Genomic DNA, 16,668 nt, shown 5'->3' with positions numbered 1-16,668 from the left:
CCAGATTGGTCCCGTGCACCGCCGTCCTTCTGGATCTTCTGGACCCGTACCAGATGCCGCAGAGTTGACGGTCAGATGCGCTGAATGGGAAACGCCACGCCGCCACGATCGGAGTAGACATGAACACGATGGTCGCCAGCAGAAACCGCACCGCGAGGTCCAGGGAGGAGCAGCGTCTCGCAGCGGAACTCGAGGATGCCCGGCGCCGCATCATCGAACTGATGGGCCAGCTCGCCGAAACAGTCCGCAGCCGCGACGCTTTGAGCGACCGGATGCAGGTGATGGCGTGGAACGCCCGGTGGGGCCGCGAGCCCGTCGGATTCGGCCGGCCCTGACCGCTACAGCCAGGTGGTCGGGCGGATCAGATTCGCGAGATCCACCAGCGTATACCGGTGCCTGCGCTCGGGAGCCTTGCGGGCGAGGGCCCGGAGCGCCGCCTCCGCCCCGGCGCGCAGACCCCGCTCGGTGAACGGAACACCGAGGAACCTCGTCGCCTCGGGGACACCGCCGGCATGCAGCCAGTCCACGGCCACACCGAGAACGAGCACCCGGGTCTGGAGCGCGCGACGCTCGTCGTGGGCGAGCAGTTCGACCCGGCGGGCCGCCTCCTGCAGATCCCGCTCGCTCACCTCGGCGAGGGGCCGATCGTGGACGAGCATCAGCACACTCGTCAACCGCGCCTCGGCATAGTGCCGGGACGTCGGCGGCACCTCGTCGAGCGCCTCCACCGCGTTCGCCCGGTCGTCGCGGTGCTCGAGTTGCCGTGCCAGGCCGAACGCCGCACTGACCGCGCCGTGATCGGTGCGCCACACCGTCCGGTAATACTTCTCGGCGGTCCCGCGCCACCGCCCGAGGTTCTCGCCGGCGCGGTATTCGCACCACATCTCGGCCGTCGCCGCGAGCGCGAGCTTCGGGGCCTCCTCGCCCGGCAGCGCCGTCAGGACGGAATCGAAGCGGGTGAACGCCGCCTCGAAGTCGCCGCCCACCAGAGCGCACAGTCCGGTGTGCCAGTCGACGCGCCACGTGTCCTCGAGTTGGTGGTCCAGGGATTCCAGAATGGTGGCGGCATCACGCGGCTGCCCGAGGTCGAGGTGCGCGCGCACCTCGGCGAGCGGGATCTCGATGCTCGTGGACGCCTCGCCCTCGCCCGAAGCCACCTCCTTCGCCCGGTGCAGTGAATCGAGGAGTTCCCTCGGTCTGCTGTGGACGACGGACAGCAGCGGGGCCGCCGGGTCGTCGGGGTCCACCAACGGAATCGGCAGTGCCCGTACGATGCTCATCGCGCTGATGCACTCGTCCCGGCGATGCCCGTCCACGTAGACATCGGTGCGGCTGATCGTGAGATCGGTCCCGAACGTCGTGCGCTGCGGGCTGAAGCGGTGCGACAGTCCCGGCTGCGGGTTTCCGGTCCGCTGGGCCCGCACCTCGCGCAGGACACCCTCGAGTTGCGTCGACATCTCGTCGGCCGAAGCGAACCGCTTGGTCGGGTCGGGGTGGATGGCCCGCAGCAGCAGCCGCTGGTAGAACTCGTATTCCGCCAGCAGCGGCGCCGCCTCCGGAGACGGCAGGCCGTCGACGTAACAGCCCCCGGCGGTCGGCATGTCGAGGGTCAGCACGGCAAGGGTGCGGCCGACGGTGTAGATGTCGGAGGCGACGGTGGGACCGGTGGTGGCGATCTCGGGGGCTTGGTAACCCTGTGTGCCGTAGATATATCCGTGATCGCCGATCCGGGCGACCGCGCCCATGTCGATGAGCTTGAGCTGGTCGTAGTCGTCGCCGATCATGATGTTCTCGGGCTTGAGATCGTTGTACACCAACCCCATCGAGTGCAGGTATCCGAGCGCAGGCGTGACCTCGAGGAGGTAGCGGATGGCATGCTCCACCGGCAGTCTCGGCTTCGGGTCGTCGGGCGCCGACTCCTCCTTCAGTTCGGTGAGCACGTCCCGCAGGGTCCGGCCCCGGACGTACTCCATGACGATGTAGCCGACGGGATTGCCGTCCATCCCGGGGTGTTCGACGAAGTTGTAGATCTTGACGATGCTCGGATGCGTCACCTCGGCGAGGAACTGGCGCTCGGCGAGGGCCACTTCCTGGGCCTCGGGGTCACCCGAGTGCAGCAGGCCCTTGAGGACGACCCAGCGGTCGCTGACGTTGTGGTCGAGCGCGAGGTAGATCCAGCCGACGCCGCCGTGGGCGAGGCACCCGAGGACCTCGTACTGACCCGCGACCAACTCGCCCGCCTCGAGTTGCGGGGCGAACGAGAACACCGTCCCGCAGTGCGTGCACACCCCCTCCGTGTCGCCCGGCCGGGCGGCGGTGGACCGTCCGACGGGCCGCTTGCACCGGTCGCAGTACCGCTTGTGCTCGGCGAGAACCGGATTGGTCAGGAGCATCGACAGGTCGGAGGTGTGAGCGGCGTCCGGCACGGTGCGGGACGAGGGGACCTCGTCCTCGTCGTCCGCGAACGGATCGAATCGCACACCCCGGGTGGATTCCGGTTCGTCCATCGGGGTTCGCCTGGTCTCGTCGCTCACGTTCGGTGACACCTCAGTCCCGGTAGGTGGCGGTCGGCGGTCCGGTGACGGGTCCGAGCACCGTCAGCCAGCTGTCGTAGAGTCTCATCCACGTTCCGTCTGCGCGCATCCGATCCAGCGTCCCGTTCACGAACCGCACCAGATCCTCGTTGCCCTTGTTGACCCCGATGCCGTACGGCTCCGAGTGCAGCGGCGGGCCGACGATCTCCAGGTTCGGATCCTGCGCGGCGAGCCCGGCCAGGATGGAGTCGTCGGTGCTCGCGGCGTCGGCCCGCCGCTGCTGGAGCGTCACGAGGCAGTCGTCCCAGTCGGGCACCGTCACGATCGTGGCCGCGGGCTGCACCCGGCGAACGGTGTCCAGGGAGGTGGTGTCGGCGACGGTGCAGACGCGCTTGCCCGCCAGATCCTCCGGGCCGGAGATACCGGAGACCTTCGGCACCAGCAGTCGCTGGTACGCCTGGAAGTACACGGTGGAGAACGCGACGCGCTCGGACCGTTCACACGTGATCGTGGTGCTCTTGACCACGAGATCCACGGCCTTCTTCTCGAGGGCGTCGAAACGGTCGCCGGACGTGAGCAGGCGGAACTCGACCCTCGCGGGGTCGCCGAACAGGTCCCGCGCCATCTCGCCCGCGACGTCGACGTCGAATCCCATCAGCATGCCAGTGGTCGGGTCGCGGAAGCTGAACAGGTTGGTGTTCTGATCGATCCCGACGACGAGCCTGCCGCGGGCGGTGATCTCGGCGAGCGCGCTCCCCGGCGCCCGGACGTCCGGCGCGGTGACCGGGCGGAGACTCGCCAGTGCGCCGCAGGAGTCGGGTGCGGGTGGCTCCCCGGGCACGTCGCCGGTCGGCGGATGAATCTGAAGCCCATTCGTCAATGGCTGCTCGGAGTAGTCGCCGCTGGCGATGGGAGTGAGGGGTTGCGGGGCGGCGCATCCGGCGGCGAGAACGATGGCCACGGCGGCGGAGAGAAGGAGGGCGCGCGGACTCGTCCGCCGTCTCGGTCGCCTCACCCGCGTCATCAGTGGTACTCGTTCAGTCTGGGCCAGATCCCCCCACCGACGGCGAACCCGCAGAGCACGCCAATCACCATGCTACCGACCGCGAGCAGCGACAACGAGCGAAAGGACTCGGCCATGCCGTCGAGTTCCTCGCCGCGGAAGCTGTCGATGCCGTGCTGCAGCGCCTCGTCGAGGGCCGCGAATGTCGCGGGAGACGCGGAGTCCGCGGGTCCGATTGCGACGGCAGTCGCCCCCGGGTAGTCCCCCACCTCCAGCCTCTGCTGCAGCATCTCGTGCGCGTGCCGCCAGTCGCCGAGCGCCGTCACCGCCTCGTCGATCGGCTGCGTGGCTCCCGGTTCGTGGGAACCGCCCTGCAGCCCCGCGAGGACGTCGGCCAGCGCGGCGGAGCGGCGGGCGTAGTCGGCCTCGGACTGTTCGTCGGAGCCACGCTGCAGCAGCGCGAGGGTCTCGTCCGCGCGGGCCTGCTGAGCGAGGATCCGCGCCTGAGTGATCGTCGCGAGTGGCTGCGCCCCTTCGGTTCTCGCCCGCTCCGTGGCCGCGGTGGAGACCAGGGCGGCGCCGGCCAGCCAGACCAGGAGGGTGGCGGCGAGCAGGGACGCGACGACCAGTCCGGGATTGATGCGGCGTTTGCTCTTGCGTGCCAGATACACCTGAGCGAGGACGAGCGCGATAAGCAGGGCGACGGTGACGGCGAACGCCGCCCGGGGTAGACGTCCGGTGAGGACCTGGGTGTCGGCGACGGATCTCGACTGCTCCGAGTACAGGCGCTCGGCGGCGGGCAGGATCGTGTCCTGCATCATCGAGGAGGCGTCGCTGAGGTAGGCGACGCCGACGGGGTTGCCCGATCGATTGTTGGCGCGGGCCGTCGCGACCAGCGTGGTGTACGCGGCGAGGTTCCGGGACACCTCGGACAACTGGCCGAGGGCGGCGGCGTCGGTCGAGTCGACCCCGTTCGACGCGGTGACCAGCGCATTCGACGCGTCCCCGATCGCCTGGTTGTACCGATTGCGGACGGCGATCGGCTCGACGCCGCCCGAGATGAACGACGTGGCCGCCGCCGCGTCGGCGATGGACAGCGAACTGTAGAGCCGTTCGGCCGCGTAGGTGAGGGGTTCGGTGTGCGTCCGCAGCGTCTCGATGCGTTGTTGGCGGGCGCCGATCGCCGCCGACGTGATCGCACCGGTCGCCAGCGCCGCGGTGACGAGGACGATTCCCAGCACGGACAGCCGTCCCGGCGTCGAGCCGAGGAATTCCCGCCACGGCCGGCGCGGGGAGTCGGGCTCGACGAGCAGCGACTCGTCGAGCGAGTGTTCATCGGTGACGACGTCGTCTCCGCGGTGGAACACGGTGTCCTCCTCCGCCGAGGTCTTCTGCAAGTGTGCCCCGAATCGCGGCGGGTCGTGCCCGAAAAAGCCGATGTGGCATCGGGGGCACAAAAGAGGGGCAGGGACCGCCGGTGCGGTCCCTGCCCCTCGTCGAGGACGGTGTGTCAGTGTTGCTCGCGCGTGACGACTCCGACGAGTTGTTCTGCCTCGGCGCCCGTGGCAGCCGATTCCTGCGCGGCCGGTTCCGTGGCGGGCGGGGTGGCGGCGTCGAGGCGTTCGGCGCTGGTGCGGCTGCGCCGGCGGAACTCGTAGCCGATCAGGATGAAGGCCAGCGTCACCACGCTCAGCCAGAACTGTGAACGGGTAGTGGGGAGCACGGCCATGGCGGCGATCACGGTCCCCATCAACGCGATGGTCGCGTAGCTGAGCCAGGGGAACAGCCACATCTTCAGACCGAGTGACTCCGGATCCTCTGCCTCGAGTTTCCGGCGGAGGGCGACCTGCGAGATCGCGATCATGAGGTAGACGAAGAGCGCCACGGCGCCGTACGAGTTGACCAGGAACGAGAACACGAGATCCGGGGAGACGAACGCCGCGATCACCGAGGCGTATCCGATCACCGTCCCGGCGAGGATGGCGCGACGCGGCACTCCGCCGCCGGAGAGGCGGGTGAACATGTGCGGGGCGTCGCCGTTGCGGGTCAGGGCGAAGAGCATCCGCGAGGACGTGTACAGGGCGGAGTTCAGGCAGGACAGCACCGCGGTGAGGATGACGACGTTCATGATCGTGGCCACCCCGGGGATGTGCAGGGCGGACAGGGCCGCCGCGTAGGGGCTGACGCCGACGGCCTCGGTGCTCCACGGCACCACGGCGACGACCACGAAGATGGATCCGACGTAGAAGGTGATGATCCGGACCACGATGGAGCGCATCGCCCGGGCGACGGCCTTCTTGGGTTCCGCGGACTCGGCGGCCGCGATGGTCACGATCTCGGCGCCGGTGAAGAAGGCGACGCAGGGAACGACCGCGGCGAGCACCGCGCCCCAGCCGAGCGGAGCGAATCCGCCGTGATCGACGAGGTTCGCCACTCCGGGGGTCGAGTCCGGCCACAGTCCCGTGATCCACAGCGCGCCGAGGCCGAGGAAGAGGACGATCGCGATCACCTTGATCGAGGAGAACCAGTATTCGAACTCGCCGAACGACCGCGCCGACACCAGATTGGTACACGTCAGGATCACGAGGAGGCCGAGGCTGAGGATCCACAGCGGCGCGGACGGCAGATAGAGCTGGAGTATTCGGCCACCGGCGATGGCCTCGACGGCCACGACGATGACGAAGAAGTACCAGTACATCCAGCCGACGGAGAATCCGGCGCGATTGCCGAGCGCTTCCCTGGCGTACACGTAGAACGATCCCACCACCGGCTTGGCCACGGCCATCTCCGCCAGCATCCGCATGATCAGGAGCGTGATGACCCCCGCGATGAGGAACGACACGATCGCCGCCGGGCCTGCGCTCTCGATGACGACACCGCTGCCGACGAACAATCCGGCACCGATGACGCCGCCCAGGGCGATGAGGTTCATGTGCCGCTTCTTCAGGCCCTTTCCGAGGCCGGACTCCTGGCCCTTTCCGAGGCCGGACTCCTGGCCCTTTCCGAGGTCGGAGTCCTGGGATTGGACCGGGGGTGGTGTTGAAGTCACGTTTTCCTCCACTGTGCGCTGACCGGAAACGTCAGGTCGCCATCGCGATCCGGGTCGGATCACCGGCGGTTGGAACGGAGAACAGTGCCGGCGGAGAAATGGGGGACGGTCCGCCGCGAACTGAACTGTTGATGTGATGCACAACACTGTATGGAGGGTGCAGTGGGGAGCACAGTGCCAGTTCCGGAGCGCCTCTGAGGTCCAGATTGCGAGGTTTGACGGTGGCGGCCGTTACCCCAGTTCGTAGACGCGGCCGGTGTGGATCCCGGCCACCGATTTGACGAACGCGCGCGCCACTTCGGCGGCGGGAACGGGCGCGAATCCGGGGAAGAAGTCGCCGTACACGTCGAGCGCTTCGGTGACGACGCTCGGGCTGACCGCGTTGATCCGGATGCCGCGCGGAAGTTCGGCGGCGGCCGCTCGCACGAACCGAGGCGTGCGCGACGCTCGCCGCGGACGTCGTCGACAGTCACGGCCGGATCGACTCCTGGCGAACAACGCTGGGATCAACCGGCACGGTGACCTGCTGTCGCTGAGCGAGGACGACTGGTCCGCCACGTTCGCCGTGAACGTCGACGCCCTCTTCCACCTGTGCCGGGCGGTGCTCCCGACGATGATCGAGGCGGGCAGGGGCGCGATCGTCAACACCGCTTCCCAGTGGGGCCTGTATCCCGCCCCGGGACACGTCGCCTACAACGTCTCCAAGGCCGCGGTGGTCTCCTTCACCCAGAATCTCGCCCGCGACTACGCCCCGCGGGGCATCCGCGTCAACGCCGTGTGCCCCGGAGAGATTCGCACGCCGATGCTCGAGGCCGGGCTGGCCCGCAAGGGCCTGACGGTCGCCGACCTCGACGAGAAGGTCCCGTTCGGGCGGATCGGGCGACCGGAGGAGGTCGCCGCGCTCGTCGCGTTCCTCGCCTCGGACGAGGCCCCGTTCCTCTGCGGTGCGGCCGTGGAAATCACCGGGTTCCGGGCGCGGACCGGGCTCACAGCGGTGCGGTGATCGGCGCCTCGGGCGCGTCCGTGATTCCGGTGTGCCCGGTCTCGAGGTACTCGGTGACGGCCTGGTCGACGACGGCGTTGCCGCCCTGGATCCCGGCGCCGTGGTCCCCGCCCCCGACGGTGACGAGGTGTGCCCCCATGTCGCGGGCGAGCCGAACTCCGCCCTGATAGGGGGTCTGCGGGTCGCCCAGCCCCTGCAGGACGAGCGGGGCGGTCGCCAGCCCGCGGTTGCTCAACGCGGGCAGCGCGACGACGGGCGGCGCACCGGCGCAGAAGGTTCCGGCGCTGTAGCCGTACCCGATGAGCTCGAAGAGATCTCCGGTGACGAAGGTGGAGAAGAGCCATCCCGGGATACGGTCCGGGCGGGCCGCGACGGTGTTCTCGTTGCACACCACGAGCGTCTGCATCGTCTGGGCCTGGGCCAGTCGCGCGTACTCCTGCTCCGTCAGGTCGTTCAGCCCGGCACCCTCGGGGATCGCGCCGAGTCCGTCGCGGATCACCCGGGCCAGGAGTGGCCAGTTGTTCCGGGCGGGAAGCAGTTGCCGTGTCATCACGTAGATGCTCGACGACGTCTGGGTGTGCGACGGATTGGCGATGCCGCGAATGAAGGCCTCGAACTGGACGCGGGCAGGCCCGGTCAGATCGACCCCGCCGCGGTAGGCGTCGGCGAGCGATTCCAGGCCGGGCGGTACGTCCCCGACCTGTGCGGGCGGCGGCGCGAGTGTCGGGTTGCCGCCCGCCTCCTCGACGATCCGGTCCGACCACCGCTGGTAGACCTTCAGCGGGGTGTCGCCGAGCCCGTACGTGTCGTCGTGGGCGGCGACCCAGTCCATGAGGTCGTAGAAGCGTCCCTTGTAGCCGTCGTTCTGCTGCCACAGCACGTCGTTCCACAGCCACTTCTGGTCGACCGCGGAGTCGAGGACCATGCGACCGGTGTGCTGCGGGAAGAGCGTCGCGTAGGTGGAACCGAGGATCGTGCCGTAGGACAGGCCGTAAATGTCGATGACGTCCTCGCCGAGGGTGGCCCGGACCTGTTCCCAGTCCCGCGCGGTGTTCTCCGTCGTCAGGTGCGCCGTGGTGCCCGGCGCGGCCGACTCGCACGCGGTACGCGTTGCGGCACCGCCGAAGCCGAGGCCCATCGCCGTCGTCTGCTCGGGGGACAGGGTGCAGTCGACGGCCCCGGCGTACGGGAGCCCGCGCGGTTGGACACCGATCACGTCCCACTGTGCGCGGACCGCGTCGGGCAGCACGTCGACGAACATGCTGTTCGAGCCGATCGCGTCTCCGCCCGGCCCACCGGGATTGGTGAACAGCACGCCCCGCCGCGCGGAAGGATCCTCGGCACGGTGGCGGGTGACGAGCACGTCGATCGTGCCGGCCGCGGGGTCGGCATAGTTGCGGGGCACGGCGACCGACGCGCACTGCTCGGACGCCGGATCGAGTTCGTACTCGGCGGGGCAGGACTCCCATCGAAGGTCGCCCGCCGGCGCCGGCTGTGCGGCGGCGAGGGGTGTCACCCCCACCGCGGCGACGGCGGCGAGGCCGACGGCGAGAGCCACGAATCGACGGCGCCGTGGGTCCGCCGCTCCGTCGCGCTGCCTCGAGTACACGTGTCTGTCGATCCCCGGCATGCTGTCGCGGTCCCCCTCGTCGTCCCGTCACCTTCGCTCGACAGCCAGTGTCTCAGACGCACCGAGGAATTCTTGTCAGCGCCGCAGCGTGCCCGGGTGTCGGCCCGGCCATCGCGGAGCCGTACGGATGACTAGAGCGATGGTGCGGGTTCATCCATCGGTACGGTTCCGTCCCGGTGATTCGTGCCATAGCGTTCCACCTCGTCAGCTGGCGAGTGCGACGCCAACGCGGTCCCGGATTACCGGGACGTCTACCGAAAGGATCACCATGACGACCACCGAGAACATCGTCGAAACCCCGCCCCGCCCCCTTCACCTGGGCACAGTCCGCCCAGTACAGCCAGGGCGCCAAGGCCGGAGACCTGGTGTTCACATCCGGTCAGGCCGGCTACGACGACGCCGGCAACCTCGTCGAGGGCGGTTTCGAGGCCCAGGCACGCCAGGTATTCCGCAACATCGAAAAGATCCTGACCCAGCACGGCGCCTCGATGTCGTCGGTGGTCAAGCTGACCGCCTACCTGGGCAACCGCGACGACTTCGACACGTTCAAGAAGGTCCGCTCCGAGTTCTTCTCCGCCCCGTATCCGGCCGTGACCGCGGTGCAGAACTCGTTCCTCGTCGACGGCATGCTGTTCGAGGCGGACGCCGTCGCCGTCGCCGGTGCCCAGCGCGTCCTCGCCGACGCCAACTGACCTGCACCCGACCCCTTTCCACCACCAGTAAGAAACTGGGATTCCATGTCTGACACCCTCTTCCCGAACCTGTTCTCCCCGCTGCGGATCGGTGACGTCACCCTCAAGAACCGGATCTTGTCCTCCGGGCACGACACGGTGATGGTGCACGACGGCGCGGTCACCGACCAGCTCGTCGAGTACCACCGCGCCCGGGCAGCCGGCGGTGCCGGGCTGATCATCATGCAGGTCGCCGGAATCCACGAGACCGCGCGGTACACCTACCACGTCCTCATGGCCACCGACGACAGCTGCATCGAGGGATACCGGCGCGTCGCCGAGGCCGCCCACGAGCACGGGTGCACCCTGTTCGGTCAGGTGTTCCACCCGGGCCGGGAGATCATGGAATCCCAGGACGGTGCGCTTCCGGTCGCGTATGCCCCGTCGGCCGTGCCGAACGAACGATTCCGGGTGATGCCCCGGCCGATGTCCGAGGCGATGATCGCCGAGGTCGTGGCCGGATACGCGGCCGGGGCGCGCCGCCTGCAGCAGGCCGGACTCGACGGTGTCGAGATCGTGGCCAGCCACGGCTACCTGCCCGCGCAGTTCCTCAACCCCGAGGTGAACCTGCGCGCCGACCGGTACGGCGGCGACCTCGACAATCGGATGCGGTTCCTGCGCGAGATCGTCTCGGCCGTGCGCGAGGCCGTCGGCCCGGGGTTCGCGGTCGGCGTCCGCGTGTCCGGCATCGAGCACTCCTCCCCGGAGGGCGAGCCCACCGACATCGTCGAGGTGTGCCGCCGGCTCGACGCGGACGGGTCGCTGGACTTCCTGAACGTCACCGAGGGCACCTCAGCCGGCCGGTCCGGGTCGATGCACATCGTCCCGCCGATGAGCGAGGAGGCCGCGTACACCGCACCCTCCGCCGCGAAGATCAAGGCCGCGGTGTCGATTCCGGTGCTCGTCGCCGGACGGATCAACCAACCGCAGGAAGCCGAGATCGTCATCTCCAAGGGCCAGGCCGACGCCTGCGCGATGACCCGCGCCCTGATCTGCGACCCGGACATGCCGGCCAAGGCGCAGGCCGAGCGCCCCGACGACATCCGGGCCTGCATCGGCTGCAACCAGGCGTGCATCGGTCACTTCCAGGCCGGGTACCCGATCTCCTGCATCCAGCGGCCGGAGACCGGACGTGAACGCGAGTTCGGCACCCTGGTGCTCACTCCGAAACCGAAGGACGTCATGGTCGTCGGCGGCGGACCCGCCGGGATGAAGGCGGCCGTGGTCGCCGCCCAGCGCGGTCACCGGGTCACCCTGTACGAGGCCGGCGGCCGGGTCGGTGGGCAGGTTCTGCTCGCCGAGCGCCTGCCCGGACGGTCCGAGTTCGGGGGCGCGGCAACCAATCTGCAGTCCGAGCTCGACCGCTACGGGGTCATCGTGAAAACCCGCGTCGAGGTCGATGCCGCGATGATCGCCGCGGAACGTCCCGACCGCGTCATCATCGCGACCGGCGCCACCCCCTACCGGCCGCCCCTCGAGCTGGACGGGGACATGCCGGTCCTCGACGCGTGGGACGTGATCGGTTCGGGCGGCGGCACCGCCCCCAAGGGTGACATCGTCGTCGTCGACTGGCGCGGCGACTGGACCGGCCTCGGGATCGCGGAAATGCTTGCCCGCGAGGGACGCAAGGTGACTCTGTGCGTCAACGGCTACGCCGCCGGTGAGAACCTGCAGCAGTTCACCCGCGTCGCGATGCTGCGGGCGGCCGCCGAGGCTAAGGTGCGAGTGGTTCCGCATGCACGCCTGTTCGGCGCGGACGACGACACCGTCTACCTGGTCAACACCCTGACCGGCGAGCCGATCATCCTCGACGGCATCGACGGACTCGTCCTGGCCCTCGGTCACCGGCAGAACGACGCTCTGCTCGCCGAACTCGACACCACCGGTGTCCCGTTCACCGGAGTCGGTGACTGCCTCGCCCCACGCACCGTCGAAGAAGCGGTCCTCGACGGACTGAAGGCTGCCACCGCGATCTAGCGTGCTGTTCAGTCGGCCGGCGAAATCGTGTGGGCGCGTGCGCGAAGAGCCAGCCACAGCATTGCGATGTCCGACGAAGCCTTCAGGTTCCGTCCCGTCACCGACTCGATCTTCCGCAGCCGAAAAGCCAGGGACTGCCGGTGGATTCCGAGTCGGTCGGCGGTCACCGTCCAGCTTCGATTGTTGACGAGGAAGGTTTCGAGGGTCTCGACGAGGTTGGACTCGTGGCCCTGGTCGTACAGCAGGAGTTCCCCGAGGATCGCGTCGGTGGCATCCCGGGCGTCGGCCAGGGTGCGCGGCACGAACAGCGGCGCATCGGTGGAGTACCTGGCAACGGGCACACCGGTCGACCGGGCGGTGTCGAGCGCCCAGCTCGCCTGGCGTGCGCTGTCGGAGACTTCTCCGATCGTGGCGGCCGACGGCGACACTCCCATCGCCCGGGCCGTGCGGCTCAGCAGGTCGACGGTCTCGGCGCTTCGCCCGGTGGGGAGCAGCATGTATGCGCGGTCGTCGAGGACGGTGCTCACGTTCGGAACGCCTCGATCTCCCGCTATCGTCCGCGCAGCAGGAAGGACGTCGGTGCCGAAGCTCAACACGGTCCATTCGGTCCCGGCCAGGTCGAATTCTTCGAGAAGTGGTGTGACGGCCTCGGTTGCGGCGGAGCCGGCGAGGATCTTCTGCAGGAGGCCCCCACCGATCTGGTCGGCGTATTCCCGCTCCCTCGTGACCTTTTCGACTTCGACACCGATCAGGGTCCGCACATGCAGCAGGGCGAAGGCATCGACATCCGTTGCCGGGCTTCCCTCCATGACCAGCATGCATTTGCGGTGGGTGGGAAGCGCGTGGGCGGTCATCACATAATCCGCACCTTCTTCGAGCGTGAGGTGAGCGGGAAGGCGATCGAGCGTCCCGGCGACGCTCGAGGACAACGACCGGATGGCTGCGTCGGACAGCGCACCGTCCGTCGGCAGAACGTCGGTTCCGTGCTCGACGTCGACGACGTGCAACGTGTACCGAAGTTCCCGGGAAAGCCCGACCAGGAGGCTCGTCTCCGCCAGAGACGTCGAGCGTGCGTGTTCGTAGAGTCGGCTCAGCCGCGCGACCCTGCTGACCTGAACGCTCTGACTCGCAAGAGCCACCGTTCGTCCGATGGCCGCGAACGGGGTGGTGTGGCTGCATCGGAGGAGTGGGAAATTCAGTCTGTCGGCGGTGGCCAGCATCGCGGCCGTCAGCGGTGGTGCTGTCGCATTGTCCCCGATGACGACCCCTGCCAGTCCCTTCTCGTGGAGGCGTTCGACGAACGTGCACTGTGCCTGTTCGTCCGACGGCACGCACAGGCCCGCGGTCATCAGCAGTTCGTCCGCTCCCAGCCACTCCCACGGGTCGAGTTCCGAGGTGTGCGCCCACACGATCCGCCGGTCGAGTCCCTCCCTGCCGGCAACGGCAGCGCACCCGAGCTGATCCATCGCGATCAGGTCGCCTGCGGTCAATCGCGACATCGTCGTCCTCCCGTCCCTCAGTTCTGGTCGGAACTGATCCGACGGGTGATCAGCGCCATCCAGAAGTCGGCGATGTCGGCCGAACTCTTCACGCTCCGGCCGGTCAGACTCTCGATCTTGCGTAGCCGGTATCCGAGTGTCTGACGGTGGATGACAAGTCTTTCGGCGGCTGCCGCCCAATTTCGATCCAGAGCCAGGAACACATCCAGGGTCTCGACGAGATCACTGTGATTGGCCGCGTCGTAATCGATGACCTTCCCCAGCACTGCTCGCGTCGCAAAGTGTGCCTCCGTCAAGGTGCGGGGCAGAAACAGCGGTGCCGCGGCCGAATACTCGGCAAGTCCGCCGCCGGCCGCCCGCGCGGCCTGGAGTGCCCACCGGGCTTGACGAACGCTGTCCGGCACCCGTTGAGTCGTCGCGTTGCGTGCCGACATGCCCATCGAATCGATGTGATGGCCTAGTAGTTCCGCCGTCGAATCGGCTTCGGCGCTCGGCACCATCAGGTAGCCCGCTTCCCTCACGGAGCACGACAGGTACGGGAATCCGCGGTCTCCGGTGAGCGTGCGCGCGGTCTGGAGACGGGAAGCGTCGAATCCGAAGACGCACCAACCCGTGTCGGCCAAGCCGAGTTTCGCGAGCCGGGGTGCGGCGGCATCCGCGCTGATCGATCCGGTGATCATCTGCTCGAGCAGTTCGGCCCGCACCGCATCGACACGCTCGCGGTCCCGGGTCACGCGCTCCACTTCCACGCCGACCAGACTCTGCGCGTGTAACAAGACGAAGGCGTCGACTTCGAGGTCGGAGTTCCCGGCCGCCACGAGCATGCATTTGCGGTGAGTCGCCAGCGGAAACGCGGTCGCCGTCGTTCCGGCAGCGGTGTCGATCGCCATTCGCGGTGGAAGACGGTCGAGCCGGCCATCGACCCGGCCACGAAGCTCGCCGACGAGTTCGTCGTCCAGGGGGTGCGCATCACGGAGCACCTCGCTGCCGAGTTCGACGTCGACGACGTGGAGTCGGTGTCCGAGTTCGGCAGACAGCCGGCCGAGCAGCGAGCTCTCGTCCTCGGGCGTCGCCTGCATGGCGTCGTAGAGCCGACTCAGACGGGCGATGCGACTGACCTGGACGCTCTGGGCCGCGATCGCGACGGTGCGGCCGATCGCCGCGAAGGGGGTTGCGTGACCGACCGTCATCACGGGGAAGCGCAGTTCGTCGGCCGCGGCCAGCATCTCTCGCGTGAACGGGGGCGCTTGCAGGTCGTCGCCGATCGCGATGCCGGCCAAACCGGCCTCACTGAGACGTCGGATGAACTGCTTCTGCTCGTCAGCGCCCGCCGGCAGGCACATCCCGGTGGTCATCAGTAGGTCGTCGGCGCCGAGCCAGTGCCACGGATCGGGCAACTCGCACACGTGCGCCCACACCACGGTCCGTCCCACACCGGCCGCGCCTGCGACCACGCTGCATGCAAGTTGCCGCATGGCCACCAGGTCACCGACTGTCAGGTTCGACACGAATCACTCCCGGAGCCAGACGATGCACGCCCATCGGATGGGACGCAGGTATGAAACACCGCCGAGTGAATTGTACGTGCGTATGGCTCCAGCGGATTCGATACGCGCCGGGTCGGCGAAGGGGTGTGCCGCGGCGCATTGAGCGATATCGACGTAGCTATCCAAAACGAACACACCGACCATAATTTGGATCCGTTGGGTGGTTGAGGTCGCGGCCAACTCCGAGGTCGCCTCTCCTCGACACCCGTGTTCCTTGCTAAATGGGGTATTGACGGCCCCACATTCCACCTCTTACAGTGTTGTTCAACACATGAACTACGTGTTCAAAAAGTGAACGGAGATAGACAATGGCGTCTCAGCGCATGCGAATCTTTGCCTTCGATTACCAGGGCCCGGCGCACCTGTCGGCCGGCCTCTGGCGGCACCCGAAGGATCAGGGCGCGAACTACAAGAACCTCGCCTACTGGACCGAGTACGCCAAGATGCTCGAAGAAGCCCGGTTCGACGGCATCTTCTTCGCCGACAACGTCGGATACCACGACGTCTACGAGGGCAACGCCGACGCTGCCCTCGCCGACGCCGCGCAGATCCCCGCGCAGGATCCGTTCATGGCCGTCTCCGCGATGGCCGCGGTGACGAAGAACCTCGGGTTCGGGCTGACCGGGTCGACCTCCTACGAGCACCCATACGCGCTGGCCCGTAAGTTCAGCACCCTCGACCACCTCACCGACGGCCGGGTCGGCTGGAACATGGTGACCTCCTACTCCGATAGCGCCGCCCGCAATCTCGGTACCGGACAGCAGGTTCCGCACGACGAGCGATACGACATGGCCGCCGAGTACCTCGAGGTCTGCTACAAGTTGTGGGAATCGTCCTGGGACGACGACGCGGTTGTCCGGGACGCCGAGCGCGGCATGTACATCGACCCGAGCCGGGTGCACAACATCGAGCACAAGGGCAAGTACTTCTCCGTTCCCGGCTTCGCCCTGTGCGAGCCGTCCCCGCAGCGCACCCCGGTGATCTTCCAGGCCGGTGGCTCGTCCAAGGGGCTGAGCCTGGCCGCGGCGAGCGCCGAAGCGGTCTTCGTCAACGCCGTGTCCATCCCGGCGCTGAAGAAGCAGGTCGACCGCCTGCGCTCGCTCGCCGCCGAGGCCGGACGCGACCCGCAGAGCATCAAGGTGCTGCAGATGCTCAACGTCGTCGTGGCCCCGACGGACGAGGAAGCCCACGCCAAGTACGAGTCCTACCGCAAGCTGGTCAGCTACACCGGCGCGATGGCCCGCTACAGCGGCTGGACCGGGCTGGACATGTCCCAGTTCGATCCCGACGTCCCGCTCGAGCACGTCAAGACGAACGCCGGACAGACCATGGTCGACCTGTTCTCGAAGATGGACCCGGACAAGCAGTGGACCCCGCGCGACATCGCCGAGTTCGTCGGTATCGGTGGCACCGGCCCCACCATCGTCGGCTCCCCCACCACCGTCGCCGACGAGCTGACCCGCTGGATGGACGAAACCGGGATCGCCGGCTACAACCTCGCGAACGCGGTCAAGTACCAGGACATCGCCGACTTCATCGAACTCGTCGTCCCCGAACTCCAGCGCCGCGGCACCATGTGGACCGAGTACGAAGGCTCGACGCTGCGCGAAAAGCTCTACGGCAAGGGCGCCGTCCGGCTTCGCGACGACCACCCCGGACACCGGATCGGCGACCGCACCGTCGAAGCCGTCTGAC

General features: G+C 68.2%; 12 protein-coding genes and 1 pseudogene. 5 read left to right on the top strand and 8 right to left on the bottom strand.

Annotated features, from left to right (window positions below; all coding sequences use genetic code 11):
• Window positions 1-119: 119 nt before the first annotated feature.
• The gene (locus ROP_RS16735) at window positions 120-335 is read left to right on the top strand and encodes a hypothetical protein (protein WP_012690587.1); all 216 of its coding nucleotides are present in this window, start codon (window positions 120-122) and stop codon (window positions 333-335) included.
• A 3-nt stretch (window positions 336-338) separates the two neighbouring features.
• Here ROP_RS16735 and ROP_RS16730 read toward each other — a convergent pair whose 3' ends face one another.
• The 5 genes from ROP_RS16730 to ROP_RS16710 all read right to left on the bottom strand — a co-directional run bounded on the left by ROP_RS16730 (window position 339) and on the right by ROP_RS16710 (window position 7,012).
• On the bottom strand, window positions 339-2,507 hold the full coding sequence (locus ROP_RS16730) for a serine/threonine-protein kinase (protein ID WP_050785085.1): 2,169 nt from the start codon (window positions 2,505-2,507) through the stop codon (window positions 339-341).
• 40 nt (window positions 2,508-2,547) lie between these two features.
• Entirely contained in the window at window positions 2,548-3,558 is a 1,011-nt protein-coding gene (locus ROP_RS16725) for a glutamate ABC transporter substrate-binding protein (protein ID WP_012690585.1), read from the bottom strand.
• The gene (locus ROP_RS16720; protein WP_043826636.1) at window positions 3,558-4,904 is read right to left on the bottom strand and encodes a hypothetical protein; all 1,347 of its coding nucleotides are present in this window, start codon (window positions 4,902-4,904) and stop codon (window positions 3,558-3,560) included. Before ROP_RS16720 ends, ROP_RS16725 begins: the two co-directional genes overlap by 1 nt.
• Window positions 4,905-5,047: 143 nt before the next feature.
• Window positions 5,048-6,469, bottom strand: coding sequence for an amino acid permease (locus ROP_RS16715; RefSeq protein WP_043826635.1), 1,422 nt, complete (start codon window positions 6,467-6,469; stop codon window positions 5,048-5,050).
• A gap of 348 nt (window positions 6,470-6,817) precedes the next feature.
• Window positions 6,818-7,012, bottom strand: a complete 195-nt coding sequence (locus ROP_RS16710; RefSeq protein WP_043824865.1) for a hypothetical protein — start codon at window positions 7,010-7,012, stop codon at window positions 6,818-6,820.
• Between the two features lie 10 nt (window positions 7,013-7,022).
• Between ROP_RS16710 and ROP_RS16705 the strand changes: the two genes are divergently transcribed.
• Window positions 7,023-7,589: an SDR family NAD(P)-dependent oxidoreductase gene (locus ROP_RS16705; protein ID WP_197535757.1), complete on the top strand. Its 567-nt coding sequence runs from the start codon at window positions 7,023-7,025 to the stop codon at window positions 7,587-7,589.
• Here the strand turns inward: ROP_RS16705 and ROP_RS16700 are convergent.
• Window positions 7,573-9,219: an alpha/beta fold hydrolase gene (locus ROP_RS16700; protein ID WP_043824863.1), complete on the bottom strand. Its 1,647-nt coding sequence runs from the start codon at window positions 9,217-9,219 to the stop codon at window positions 7,573-7,575. The genes ROP_RS16705 and ROP_RS16700 overlap by 17 nt on opposite strands.
• Window positions 9,220-9,487: 268 nt before the next feature.
• Here ROP_RS16700 and ROP_RS16695 point away from each other — a divergent pair.
• Together ROP_RS16695 and ROP_RS16690 are read left to right on the top strand one after the other, a co-directional pair.
• A pseudogene (locus tag ROP_RS16695) lies at window positions 9,488-9,911 on the top strand (RidA family protein).
• 45 nt (window positions 9,912-9,956) lie between these two features.
• Entirely contained in the window at window positions 9,957-11,927 is a 1,971-nt protein-coding gene (locus ROP_RS16690; RefSeq protein WP_012690579.1) for an FAD-dependent oxidoreductase, read from the top strand.
• 8 nt (window positions 11,928-11,935) lie between these two features.
• Here ROP_RS16690 and ROP_RS16685 read toward each other — a convergent pair whose 3' ends face one another.
• Window positions 11,936-13,426, bottom strand: coding sequence for a PucR family transcriptional regulator (locus ROP_RS16685; protein ID WP_012690578.1), 1,491 nt, complete (start codon window positions 13,424-13,426; stop codon window positions 11,936-11,938).
• Between the two features lie 17 nt (window positions 13,427-13,443).
• Window positions 13,444-14,934: a PucR family transcriptional regulator gene (locus ROP_RS16680; RefSeq protein WP_012690577.1), complete on the bottom strand. Its 1,491-nt coding sequence runs from the start codon at window positions 14,932-14,934 to the stop codon at window positions 13,444-13,446.
• Window positions 14,935-15,281: 347 nt separating this feature from the next.
• Between ROP_RS16680 and ROP_RS16675 the strand changes: the two genes are divergently transcribed.
• Window positions 15,282-16,667, top strand: a complete 1,386-nt coding sequence (locus tag ROP_RS16675; protein WP_012690576.1) for an LLM class flavin-dependent oxidoreductase — start codon at window positions 15,282-15,284, stop codon at window positions 16,665-16,667.
• Window position 16,668 lies beyond the last annotated feature (1 nt).

It is taken from the genome of Rhodococcus opacus B4 (genome assembly GCF_000010805.1).
Lineage (GTDB): Bacteria > Actinomycetota > Actinomycetes > Mycobacteriales > Mycobacteriaceae > Rhodococcus_F > Rhodococcus_F opacus_C.
This window is presented reverse-complemented; position numbering and strand designations above follow the sequence as displayed.

What these genes read in the sequence shown, in the direction of transcription:
- ROP_RS16735 (WP_012690587.1), top strand. Translation starts at nt 120, where the DNA reads ATGAACACGATGGTCGCCAGCAGAAACCGCACCGCGAGGTCCAGGGAG.
- ROP_RS16730 (WP_050785085.1), bottom strand. Translation starts at nt 2,507, where the DNA reads ATGGACGAACCGGAATCCACCCGGGGTGTGCGATTCGATCCGTTCGCG.
- ROP_RS16725 (WP_012690585.1), bottom strand. Translation starts at nt 3,558, where the DNA reads ATGACGCGGGTGAGGCGACCGAGACGGCGGACGAGTCCGCGCGCCCTC.
- ROP_RS16715 (WP_043826635.1), bottom strand. Translation starts at nt 6,469, where the DNA reads ATGAACCTCATCGCCCTGGGCGGCGTCATCGGTGCCGGATTGTTCGTC.
- ROP_RS16700 (WP_043824863.1), bottom strand. Translation starts at nt 9,219, where the DNA reads ATGCCGGGGATCGACAGACACGTGTACTCGAGGCAGCGCGACGGAGCG.
- ROP_RS16690 (WP_012690579.1), top strand. Translation starts at nt 9,957, where the DNA reads ATGTCTGACACCCTCTTCCCGAACCTGTTCTCCCCGCTGCGGATCGGT.
- ROP_RS16685 (WP_012690578.1), bottom strand. Translation starts at nt 13,426, where the DNA reads ATGTCGCGATTGACCGCAGGCGACCTGATCGCGATGGATCAGCTCGGG.
- ROP_RS16675 (WP_012690576.1), top strand. Translation starts at nt 15,282, where the DNA reads ATGGCGTCTCAGCGCATGCGAATCTTTGCCTTCGATTACCAGGGCCCG.